Here is a 12,391-nt window from a genome sequence, read left to right as displayed (position 1 = left end):
AGATTTCTATTGCAAAGCATAAGGATTTAAATAGGTGGCCTTTAATTCCGGAAATAAAAAATAACCGGTTTTACTTTTTAAACTATCCGTATGACTTATTGAAACCTTCCAGGTTTTGAAAACCTGGAAGGTTTACCAGTCAGTTAATAATTCAAATACACGGCATGGGCATTCGCAACATAGCGGTCTTTGTCTTGTTCATTGACAAAGACAAAATACAAATCGCTTTTCCCGGAAGCCGATTGTAAAGGAATCGTATACGTTTTATAGGCATCCTTTTGCGCATGGGAATAGCCCAATTGGATTTCGCCTATCTTCTCCCCTTCTCTACTTCCCTTTCTTACTTCTACTTTTCCTGCGTAATCGTATTTAGACACATAATACGCGGAAAGGTCCACAGACTTTAAGCCGGTCAGCAGTACCTCCTTAAAAGCAAAAGATTTCCCATGTTTGATTCCTCCCAGCACACTTTTTCCGCCTCCATTCCAGGCAGACACGCCATCGCTAATTTCGTCCGCCTTTTTGGCTTCCAAGAAAGGTGCTTTAAATACCAATTGTTCCTGAGCCGTAATAGAGGTAATGGCTCCGTTTCCTTGGTCGGTATAAGTTGCTGTGAGAATGTACACGCCATTGGTATTTCCTTTTTGGTGCTGATCAAATCGCAGAGAGCCTTTTAAAGGCAATTGGGCGTGTTCCTCCTTTTTAAGGGAGAGGACATATTTCACAATTTCCCTGACTTCGCCTTCTTTGAGCTGTGGGTGGGCCGACATAGGCGCATCCCCCCAAACTCCGGAGCCCCCTTCCAGAATTTTGCTTACTAAGTAGTCCGTGTCTTTTTCAGTGTATTTTTCTGCTACCTGTTGATAACTCGGCCCACTGATCTTTTTATCCACCGCATGACAAGCCTTGCAATCCGAGCCGTCCATCAATATCTTTCCTTTCGGTGTCAGGTTCGGTTGATGCCCTTTACTGGCCTGAATAATATCTTTGCCTTCCGGCAGATACGTGAGGGAAACGGTCACATTTTCAGCAGCTATACGACCATCTTCCGTACTTCCATCCTCCTTATCATTGACCTTGATCGTATAAGCAACTTTGCCATTGTCTTTGTAAAAGGCGTGTGCTGAGGCGATTTCTACCCGGACCACCGGTGGTTCGTTACCCACAATTATCTCTTTTGTAGCAACTGCACTTACTCCCTTGGAGTCTTTTACGGTCAGCCTTACTTTATAAGTGCCGGGTTGTTGGAAAGTATAGGTTGCCTGAGCTTCGTTAGCCTGAATCTCACCGCCTTCAAAGCTCCATTGATAACTGAGCGGGTCCATTTCGAGGTCTTCGGATTTCAAGCCGGAAAACTGTACGGTAAACGGAGCAGCCCCAATAGTTTTGTCAGATTCAATTCTGGCAATAGGTGCCCGGTTTCCTTTTACATATTCAATCTTATTCAAACGCGCCTCCAGGTTCCGTGCTCTCCATTTCTCCCCGTATTCCAATACATACAAGTTTCCATCTCGCCCGAAAATCATATCAGTGGGATTGTTAAATACGGAATTAGGCATAAAAGGCTCTGCTTTTTGATAGTTCTGGTTTTCATCCAGGGTAATGATATAAATCCAATCGCGCATCCAGTCGTAGAAGAAGACTTTGCCATTAAAATAATCCGGAAAACGGCTGTCGATTTCTTTGAATTGTTCGGCATAGTAGATTGGCCCGGCCATCGGGTTTTTTCCTCCGGTACCTGTCCAGGGGAATTCTTCGGACTTATCGTACGAGTACCAGATCAGGGAAGGTTGTGCCGGAGGCAGTTTTTCCAAACCGGTGTTGTTAGGCGAATTGTTGATCAGGTTATTCGGATCAAAAGGTGCCTTGGGTTCTTTCTTTTCAAAATCGTAATCGTAATACAATTGATTATTCCCCCGGGTATATGGCCAACCCCAGTTGCCGGCCTTACGGGCCTGGTTCAATTCGTCCAAGCCTTTTGGCCCTCGTTTTTCACCGTCTTTTCCGGCATCCGGGCCTACATCACCCCAATAGAGATAGCCTGTTTTGTGGTCCACGGATATCCGGAAAGGATTGCGAAGTCCCATCACATAAATTTCCGGACGGGTTTTAGATGTTCCTTCGGGAAACAAGTTACCTTCCGGAATAGAATAGGTTCCGTCCGGCTCCGGTTTGATCCGCAGGATTTTCCCCCTTAAATCATTGGTATTGGCCGAAGATTTTTGAGCATCCCAGACTGCACGCCCGTCCCGCTCGTCAGAAGGAGAATAACCATTAGATTCGAAAGGGTTGGTATTGTCTCCGGTTGACAGGTACAATAAACCGTCCGGACCAAACTCAACCGAACCGCCTGAATGACAACAATCTCTCTCCGTAGGTACTTTCAACAATACTTTTTCCGAGGCAAAATTTAATTCGTCCTTGGCAAATTCGAAACGGGACAAACGCTGCACGGACTCTTCCCCTTCAGGTGTGTAGTATAGATAGATCCAGTGGTTTCGCTCATAGTCCGGGTCCAAAGCCAAGCCTAACAAACCGTCTTCTCCGGGCTCGTGTTGCACCGGGATTTCCGCTACGGTTTTCAACTCTTCCGTAGCCAGGTTGTATACTTTCACGGCCCCTTTTCTTTCGATAAATAAAATTTTGTGGTTGGGTAAATATTCCAATTCCATGGGTTCTTCCAGGTTTTGCGCCAACACAGTACGGACAAAGCGGTTTTCCAATGGCACCCGGTCAGTAGTGGCTTTGGTATAATCCCTCTGATTGTCTCCCATCGCGTACTGAATTCCTCCTAACAAGTGCTGCAAAAACAAAGGTTCTTCGAAAGACTCATCCGTGTGGCCGAATTCGGTGTAGAAGGCACGCCCTCCGTCAAATGCATGGTACCAGGCCATCGGATGCGGATCTCCGTTTTTCCCACCTTCATAAGAGGTTTCGTCAATGGTTATCAACACCTTCACCTCGGGATTGAGGTCCTTAAAGTTATACCACTCGTCTTTCCGTATCCACTCATCCGGCAGCATAGAAGTAGAAGGATGGTTTTTGTCCAACACCTTCAGTTTTGCTTCTTGTATTTTAGGATGACCGTCAAAATACGCCCCCACTAACCGGTTGTACCAAGGCCACTCGTATTCGGTATCGGTGGCGGCATGCAAACCTACATAGCCTCCACCCGACTGGATATAGCGCTCAAAGTCGGCCTGTTGGTAATAATTCAATACATCTCCGGTAGTATTGAGAAAAATCACCGTCGAAATATCCTTGAGAGAGTCTTCGGTAAAGTAATTAGGATCTTCAGTCAGTATCACCTGAAACCCATTGTCTTTTCCCAATTTTTCAATGGCTTGCTGCCCGGCTTCAATAGAGCCATGCCGGAAGCCTTCGGTACGGGAATATACCAAAACTTTTTTCTCTTGTTTTGAGCTACAGGAAAGTAAAGCGGCAAAGCTCATCGCAAAAGCAATCCAGTACCATAATCTCCTCATTTTCATCAAATTTAAATAGATTAACTTGTGTAGAATCAAACTTATAGTCTTTTTGACTCTAAGCTAGCTATTTTCTTAGCTTTTCACAAATTTTTTTACGTGAGTCATTACATCTTTTTCAGATTAACCGAGCTGATTGAATCCGGAATTTATTGTCTTTATGCCCGAGTTGAACTTTGGTCAGTTTTTTCTTTGATAAATTCCCGTATTTCCTTTTTCCCAAAGAGGCATTAATTTCTTCACCAATTCGGGCTTTTCACGGGCAATATTCTTCGTCTCATCGGGATCCGTTTGATGATCGTATAATTCCCATAGGGGTTCCTCCTTCCGGAAATACTTGGTCAAACGGTAGCGTTCTGTCCTCATAGAAATCCCCTTGCGAAAAAAGCCGTAAGCAGCTACTTTACCGTCACTTTCCGGAGAATTCAATTGAGCCACAAAACTCTTTCCATCCAGAGGGATGGATGCTTTCAAACCACATAGCTCCAAAAGGGTTGGGTAAATGTCTATGGTTTCTACCAGGCCTTCTGCCGGAACTCCAGTTTGGAGCATTCCCGGTACTTTCACAATCAAAGAACTTTTTAAGGCTCTTTCAAACAATGTATGTTTTCCCCAAACCATTTGGTCGCCCAAATGCCAACCATGATCGCCCCAAACCACGACAATGGTATTTTCATCCAATCCTTGCTTTTTCAATTCGTCCAGTACCTTCCCGATCTGCGCATCCACATAACTGATACAAGCAAAATAGGCATGCCGCAGCTTGCGGGCATATTCCTCTGAAACAGTCTCTTTTAACCCGGCTTTTTCATCGGTCAGGTAATAGCCATTGAGCTCTCCGCTGCCGTGTAGGCTAAGAGGATGTACAGTTTCGGGAATGTTAGGATTGGGCGATAAAGGGATTGATTCCCGCTCGTACATGTCCCAGTATTTCTTCGGGGCGGTAAAGGGCAAATGGGGTTTGAAAAAGCCTACTCCTAAGAAAAAGGGTTGTTCTTTTTGTTTTAACTCCTTGAGTTTGGCAACAGCCAATTGGGCTGTTAAGCCATCCGGATAACCTTCATCGGTAACATCCGCTTGCTCATACGGTTTCACTTGTCGCTTCCTGCTTTGCCGGTTTTCGTCATCAGCATAGGCAAAAAATGCATTCCATCCGGTTGCCCATTTGCCCGGATCAAACAACAGTTCGTCCCAGCTATAGGGCAACTCCCTTTTCCCGGAAGGGGCTTCTTCATAACCGTAAACTTGACCGTCCGCTGAGTGGCTGATCTTGCCGATACCAACCGTGTAGTAACCGTTTCTTTTGAAATGGTGGATAAAAGTTTCGGGAAGCGTATTTTCAGGAGCTTTGGCCAGGGTTTCGGCCGTGATATCATTGCTTAAATGCTTTTGTTGTGTAGGATATTTCCCTGTGAGTAAAGCATGCCGGGAAGCTCCGCAAGTCGGCACTTGTACATAATGATGCGTAAACAAACGCCCTTCTGTAGCCAGCCTGTCCAAATGAGGGCTTTGTACAATGGGATTTCCATAAACCCCCAACTCAGTCCTCAAATCATCCACTGCGATAAACAAAACATTGGGAGGCCCCGGGGTATGACAAGCCCCGAACATGTAAGCGACTACCATTAAAAGGAGTGTTTGCCGGATCATAGTAATATGACTGTTTTAAAAAAATGTCTTGAAGTCCTTAATATGGGCCTTCAGGGTAGATAAGACCCTGTCCAAATTTCACTAAAAGTAAGTAAGCCAGATAAAGGTTTTATATCTATCTGCTTTTATTTCCGGGCCTTAATGAGCATTCGTCATGTATCTTTTCCTTCCGCACCCATTTCTTCAATAAAGGACTCCAACTTCTGATCATCGTGAATGTGGAGTTTCTTTTTAATTTGATACTTGAATTTAATAACATTTTCAGGGGCAATGCCTAGCATACCGGCAATTTCTTTTGTTTGCATTTTTAATTTCAGCAAGGCAGCTATACGGATTTCTTCTTCGGTAAAGGCAGGCTCCCACCGTTGGATTTGCTCAAAAAATATCCCGTGTACTTGTACGAACAATTGTTTGAACTCTGCCCATTCTTCTTCAGTCATCAATGTAGAATTCAATAATTGGAAATAATGGACATCGGGAAGCTCCTTAGAGGTCTTTTTATGATTTTTTAAAACTTCGATCTGGACTTTGAGTTGTTCAATATGCTGATTTTTCTCTTTGAAGTGATTCATATAAAAGTTCAGCATTTTTTGATTATAGGTAAGTTCCATTTGGGCTTCGTCCCGTTCTTTTTGGGCCATAGCAGTTTGAACCCGTTGCAACTTACTTTCCTTTTGATATAATTCTTGTTCTGACTTTCTTTTCATTTGTTGGAAATAATACAATAACCAACCTAAAGCCAAACTTAATGACAAGCCTGCCCCCAAGGCATACTTTTTAATTTGGTCCAGTTGGTTCTCTTTTTCCAACAAGGCAATTTGTTGTTCTTTTTGATCTGTTTCAAAGCGTGTTTGCATTTCGGCCATCTGCTTCGATTTTTCCGAATTGAACAAACTGTCTTTTAAACCGATAAAATCTTTGTACATGAAGGAAGCTTTTTTGTAATTTCCGGTTTTCTCAAAATAGGTGATATAATCTTCCAGTACTTTGGATTTCCACACTCCCGATTGGATTTTCTCGGTTAATTCCAACGCTTGTTCGTAATACTTTTTGGCTATACCCGGTTGATGAAAACTTAAATATGTATTCGCCATGCTACTGTAAGTAGAAATCAAGCCGATGGGATGGCTGGATTCCTTAAAGTAATTCAATGCCTCTTCATAATACTGAATGGCTTTTGAATAGTCATTTTGATCGTTGTAGAAGCCTCCCAAATTGTTTAACGACACGCCTATTTCCTGTTTATTCCCCAGTTCTTTTTTAATTTCCAATGCTTTTTGATAATAGGCAAGAGCCAGGGAGTCCTCCCCATTGTATTCATGCAGAATACCCAGGTTATTATAGCTATGGGCAATGCCTTTTTTATTCCCTAACTTTTCAAATACCTCTTTGGCTTTTAAGAAGTTTTTCAGACAGAGGTCTTTCGATCCATTCATATTATGAACCACCCCTATATCCGTATAGGAATGCCCTACTTGTGCTAAATCTCCATCCTGCTCATACAAGCGGAGAGCCTCCAGCAAATGTTTTAAAGCTTCGGGAAAATTTCCTTTATTCCGGTAATAGCGGCCCATATTAATGACCGCATGCGCTTGCCCGTGTAAGTAGAAGATTTTCCGGGCTTGTTCCAGAGCTTTCTCACTATAGTAAAGAGACGAATCCGGTTCCGTATTTAAATAAGCCCAAGCAATGGCATTGACCCGGTTTACAAAGGCCGAATCTTTTTCCTCTTTTTCAATTTTCTGAATCATTTGATGATGTAAACTGTCAGTCAATGAGGTTTCCGCAAAGGCTCTTGGCAATGGTGTAATATTGATACAAAAGAGAAGCATTGCCTTTATCAAGAAAGGGAGATAGGTAACAGGGTAATTATCTTGCATACAGGATAAGTTCATAGTTCTGTGCAAGTCATTACAAATAATGCACGTGGAAATATAAGGAGCAAAAGTTGTATATACAAGAAACTGAAATCAGGAGAGAGGGAAAACAAGAGAGCATCAGGCATAAAAATACCTTCCGGAAAACAAATTCCGGAAGGTAAAAAGAGTCATTTGGTCCAAGTGATAGTTTTGTTTATTGGCTAAGCCTAAGATTTTTATAATGGATTTTGAGCAATAGAGTCATTGGCATTCAGTTCATCCCGTGGGATCAAGAACTGCCATTTCTTATCACCAGGTGCTACTTCCATCACAATACTAAGCGATTCTTTATGGTTTGCTCCGGTCCGGTCAAGTTTGCTATTTGTTCTCTTCAAATCCAGAAAACGGAAACCTTCTCCCCATAACTCAATTCTTCGCTGTAACATAATTTCATCGATCAACTCTTGTCCGATTTTAGTAGATTTTACATACTTCTCATCCCTTTGAATTGCTAAAGCATACAACAAATCTGCCGCTTCACCATACAAGCCTAATTGAGCTTTTGCTTCAGCCTCAATCAAATACATTTCCGAAGCACGCATATAAGGGATATCTCCGATACTACTTCCACTATTTTCGGCCAAAAATTTCTTATTTATATAAGGATATCGTTTTCCTCCCGGAGGTATAGGAAAATCATCTTCTTGTCCGGTTTCAGACCACAATTGCTTTCTGTAATCCGTATCAGCGATCTGATGGTAAAGCGTGGAATTGATCGATTTAGGATTAGACTTGATATTCGAAGAGCTAAAGTTTGCTGACATAAAAGCAAAAAAGGAGTAGAAGTAATTGTTCTGAATAGAAATTTGCTCGCTTCCCCACATCCACTCAGGGTTATCTACCGAATTAAAGCCTGACAGATATTCTTTTTCACTCATCAAGTCAAAGCCTGTTCGGGCTTCATTGGCATAAGTAGCGGCTGTTTCCCAATCTTGCATAGCCAAGGCCACTCTTGCTTTCACACCCTTTGCTACTTCCACACTGATATGGGAAATATACTCTCTCCCGATACCTGCGTCTAAATTCAGAATCGCTTCGTCCAGGTCTTTGTTGATTTGCTCATACACTTCTTCCACCAAAGCTCTTTTTTGGGGTTCGATCGTCACTTCAGTCATCAAAGGAACACCCAATTGCTTGTTGTTTTGGCCAGCTACATAGCGTTCGCCAAACATCTGCACCAACATGAAATGTGCCCAACCTCGGTAAGCCAAAGCCTGGCCTTTGATTGCTTTTTTCTCTTCCTCAGGTCCTACCACCCCATCAACATTATGAATGATCATATTGGCGTTGGCAATCAACTTGTAATAAAAGCGATAAGAATAAAAAGTCATTGAACTGCTTTCACTACGGTGGTTTCTCCATTTGTAAGTAGAATTAAACCAACCGTTTCCGGATGAGTTCATGACCAAATCCTCTCCCAACATATCAAAATTGATCATCATTGACCCTTGTCCGGCTTGATCCATACGGTCATATTGCATAAACATGGCCCGGTGGATTCCGTTGAGAGCCCCCCATACGTTCTTTATCGTACTAAATGCCTGATCTTTGTCAATGGCATCCGTAGGGGTTGTATCCAAATAATCGTCTGCACAGGAATTCAAAATCAAGAGTGCAGAGAATAACAAACTGATTCTATATATTAATCTTCTCATTGTCATAGCTGTTTAAATGGTCAAATTCAAACCTAGAGTGATCACTCTTGCCGGTAAATAAGCATTCGAAGTAACTCCGGTAAACGATTGGGTTACATTCATTCCTTTCCGTTTACTGCCTATCCACAAGTTCTCCCCGCTTAAATACACATTGGCGCCTTGCACTTTCAACTTGGAAGCAAGCTGACTTGGCAAGGTATACATTAGATTTACCGAACGAAGTGTTAAGAAGGAAGCATCCGTCAAGAAACGATCCGACTGGGCATTATAAATTCCTCCATTACTTGCATCCATTCGAGGCACATCAGTGATATCCCCTGGCTTTTGCCAACGATTCAACATATCTTTATGCAGAGCTCTACCGTAGTCATCCGGATGCATCAAAGAAGCATAGTTTGCATCGTATACTTTACCACCCACTTGATAGGTCATCAATACGGACAAAGTGAAGTTTTTGTAAGCAAAAGTATTGGTAAACCCACCGTAAAAATCAGGAATCGCGGAACCACTGTAATGATAGCGTGCATTATTGTGATCTGTGGTTACCGTATCTCCATCGATGATCTTGGAATTTTCCGCATTATACGTTTCAGCTACATACAAGGCATCACCTGTTTCAGGATCTACTCCGTACCAGTCTCTCAACCAATAGTCATAAATGGACTGACCTTTCTTCAGTTTTTTGGTTCCGTTGATGATTTCTTCTTGCGGAAGTTTTGTGATTCTGTTTTCAACGGTTGTCCAGTTCAGGTCTAAGTCCCAGTTAAAGTTTTCATTGCGAATGATACCTACCCCCAATTGGATCTCAAAACCCCGGTTCCACATAGTACCCACATTCTCATTTTTATCATCAAAACCACTAGATACAGGCACAGGAACTCTAAACAAAAGGTTATCCGATTGTCTATGGAAGAACTCTACACTACCATTGATACGGTCTTGAAACAACACAAAGTCAACCCCAACATCAAAGGTAGCATTTGACTCCCAAAGCAAATTTTTGCTTTCCAATGTTTGTAATAAATACCCAGGCTCATAAGCATTGTTATACCCTAAACCGTACAATTGTTGCCAAGCGTAATAAATATTATCACCATCCTCATCTTGAAGCCCGTCATTTCCTAACTCCCCATAAGAAGCTCTCACTTTCAAGTGATTGATCCAATCCACACTCTGAATAAAGCTTTCATTGTCCATACGCCAAGAAGCCCCTACCGACCAGAAATCTCCCCAACGATAATCCCGGTGGAATTTTGAAGAACCGTCTCTACGATATGAAAGAGAAAGGAAGTATTTATCGTTGTAATCGTAGTTGGCTCTGGACAGGTAACTTTCAATCCGGTGTTTATTAGTATAAGACTCCAAGCCATTGGTTGTGGTGAAGTTAATCAACTCCATGTTTCCAGTGGCCGCCTGTACTTGACGCATTCCATAGTTGTAGTTATAGGTATAATCGTAATTTTCATGCCCTGCTAACACATCTATATGGTGCTTACCGAAGTACTTCTCATAGCTCAACAACTGGTTGAAAGTATAAGCTGTAGTGGTAGTATTGATTTTCCGCGACCTTCCCGCTGGTGCTCCGTCTCCAACGATAGAATTATCAAAAGCCGATCTCTCATAGTTGGAAATATCCACACTGATATTGGTTCTGAATTTAAAATCTTTCAGAAAAGTAACTTCCCCATAAGTTCTTGCACTCCACTGGTTTCGCTTGATCTCGTTTTTGTTCCAGGCATTTTCGGCTATCACATGCCTTCCTGAAAAAGCTCCACTTGGCCGTAAAGGCAAGCCTAGTTCTGTCATATCCCCTATATCATACTGTCGCTTTCCATGTAAATCGGGAATATACTCTCCATCAGCACCAATGGCATATACAGGGTAAATCGGTCCCATATTCCGGCTGAAGTAGAATGGGTTGGCATATCCGTTACTACTTTCGTCATTGGTCATGTTCGACTTACTCAAGGCTCCGGAAATATTCAAGCCGGTTTTAAACCAATCCGTCGGTCTTGTATTTAAATTTAACCGGCCATTGATCCGCTCGTAGTCTGAGTTTTTAATAAACCCTTTCTCATCCAAATAGCCCAAAGAGATAAAGTAATCTGACTTTTCAGTTCCTCCATTCACTCCCACAGAATAGTTTTGACGGGAACCGGTACGCTCGATAGGATCAAACCAATCCAGATCATCAGAAGAATATCTCAATTCCGCTTTCGGATTCAAAGTTCCGTCAGTGCCAACAATAGCATTATCCGCTACATTAAACGGATTATAACCTAATAAGTCTTTGATTCCATCTTTACCAGGGACCAATCCGGAAGCTTGTTTGTTGGCATCCTCTAAGCTCAGTGGGTCTTTTGAACGGTATGCCAAGTTATTCCGGTAAGCTTCCCACATCATAGGATAGTATTCTTTGGCATTGACCGTTTCGTACTCGTCAATTCCACGGCTCACTACCCCATGTGACATTTTCACCTGAATCTGACTTTTCCCTTCTTTTCCGCTTTTGGTCGTAATCATCACCACACCATTCGCAGCTCTTGAACCATACAAAGCGGCAGAAGAAGCATCTTTCAACACAGAGATGTTTTCGATATCGCCTACGTTCAGGTCAGAGATATTTCCTGAAAAAGGGACTCCGTCTACTACATATAAAGGATCACTACTAGCGTTTACAGAACCAAAACCACGAATACGGATAGAAGGTCCTGAACCGGGCTGTCCGCTACCGGTGTTGGTCTGGATACCCGGTGCGGCACCGGATAATGCACTGTTCACGTTGGTAATTGGCCGTTGCTCGATTTTCTCTGCACCTACCTGAGTCATTGATCCGGTAAAAGAACGCTTGTCAGTAGTACCGTAAGCAATTACCATCACTTCATCCAACTCTTGCGAGTCCGGATCCATCTTCACATTGATTACCGTGTTATTCCCTAAGGTTACTTCTTGTGCCTCAAAGCCCACAAAGCTGAATAATAAGGTACTGTTGGCATCCGGCACGGTCAATTTATAGTTACCGTCAATGTCAGTAATCGTTCCGGTGTTGGTTCCTTTGATGATTACGTTTACCCCTGGCATGGGAGTGTTATCCTCTGAAGAAATCACCTGACCGGAAACCAACACTTCTTGCATTGGGAGTTCTACAATCACCTCTTTCTCCTGAGTTTTCTCCATAGGAGTTACATTGATATTTTTGTTCACTTGTTTGAACTTCAAGCGGGCTGTTCTGGAAATTTCCGTAAGCACTTCGGCTACGGTAGAGGCATTCGAGATCCGCACCAATGTGTTATTTTTTTGCAGATCCTTTCTATCGTACGAAAATTTGAATTGCGTTTGTGACTCGATCAGCGCAAAATAGTCGCTCACCTTACCACTAGGCATATTTATTTCCACCGTCACATCATTGATGCTCCGGTTTTGTTGGGCATTTGTTTCGGATGCGTATACCAAGCTAAAAAGCAAGCATTGTATAAGACAACCGACCAAGAAATGCTTAGAAAACATAAGAATTAGGTGTAATGGATTCCTTTTCATATATTAGTATCGGTATTTGTTGAACAATAAATATCCTATCGCTCTAATTGATCTTCCTTGCCCTTTAGATCAATTGGAGCTTTTTTGTTTCTGCCATATGCTTTGTTATCAAGCAGGCAGCCGACATGTAAAAGATGGAAGTACG

5 protein-coding genes are annotated in these 12,391 nt (G+C 42.5%); all 5 read right to left on the bottom strand.

The features are described 5' to 3' along the window. Nucleotides 1-143 precede the first annotated feature (143 nt). The 5 genes from AAG747_RS16290 to AAG747_RS16270 all read right to left on the bottom strand — a co-directional run bounded on the left by AAG747_RS16290 (nt 144) and on the right by AAG747_RS16270 (nt 12,216). A complete protein-coding gene (locus tag AAG747_RS16290) occupies nt 144-3,485 on the bottom strand; it encodes a ThuA domain-containing protein (RefSeq protein ID WP_346822263.1) in 3,342 nt (1,113 codons plus the stop codon). Between the two features lie 180 nt (nt 3,486-3,665). Beyond that, nucleotides 3,666-5,135 carry a sulfatase gene (locus AAG747_RS16285; protein WP_346822262.1) on the bottom strand — a complete coding sequence of 490 codons (1,470 nt, stop codon included), beginning with the start codon at nt 5,133-5,135 and terminating at the stop codon, nt 3,666-3,668. Between the two features lie 152 nt (nt 5,136-5,287). Next, on the bottom strand, nt 5,288-7,015 hold the full coding sequence (locus AAG747_RS16280; RefSeq protein ID WP_346822261.1) for a tetratricopeptide repeat protein: 1,728 nt from the start codon (nt 7,013-7,015) through the stop codon (nt 5,288-5,290). Nucleotides 7,016-7,230: 215 nt separating this feature from the next. Then, a complete protein-coding gene (locus tag AAG747_RS16275; protein ID WP_346822260.1) occupies nt 7,231-8,709 on the bottom strand; it encodes a RagB/SusD family nutrient uptake outer membrane protein in 1,479 nt (492 codons plus the stop codon). 12 nt (nt 8,710-8,721) lie between these two features. Continuing rightward, on the bottom strand, nt 8,722-12,216 hold the full coding sequence (locus AAG747_RS16270; RefSeq protein WP_346822259.1) for a SusC/RagA family TonB-linked outer membrane protein: 3,495 nt from the start codon (nt 12,214-12,216) through the stop codon (nt 8,722-8,724). Nucleotides 12,217-12,391: the final 175 nt, after the last annotated feature.

Source organism: Rapidithrix thailandica (assembly GCF_039710355.1).
GTDB classification, from domain to species: Bacteria; Bacteroidota; Bacteroidia; order Cytophagales; family Flammeovirgaceae; genus Rapidithrix; species Rapidithrix thailandica.
This window is presented reverse-complemented; position numbering and strand designations above follow the sequence as displayed.

What these genes read in the sequence shown, in the direction of transcription:
- AAG747_RS16290 (WP_346822263.1), bottom strand. Translation starts at nt 3,485, where the DNA reads ATGAGGAGATTATGGTACTGGATTGCTTTTGCGATGAGCTTTGCCGCT.
- AAG747_RS16285 (WP_346822262.1), bottom strand. Translation starts at nt 5,135, where the DNA reads ATGATCCGGCAAACACTCCTTTTAATGGTAGTCGCTTACATGTTCGGG.
- AAG747_RS16280 (WP_346822261.1), bottom strand. Translation starts at nt 7,015, where the DNA reads ATGCAAGATAATTACCCTGTTACCTATCTCCCTTTCTTGATAAAGGCA.
- AAG747_RS16275 (WP_346822260.1), bottom strand. Translation starts at nt 8,709, where the DNA reads ATGAGAAGATTAATATATAGAATCAGTTTGTTATTCTCTGCACTCTTG.
- AAG747_RS16270 (WP_346822259.1), bottom strand. Translation starts at nt 12,216, where the DNA reads ATGTTTTCTAAGCATTTCTTGGTCGGTTGTCTTATACAATGCTTGCTT.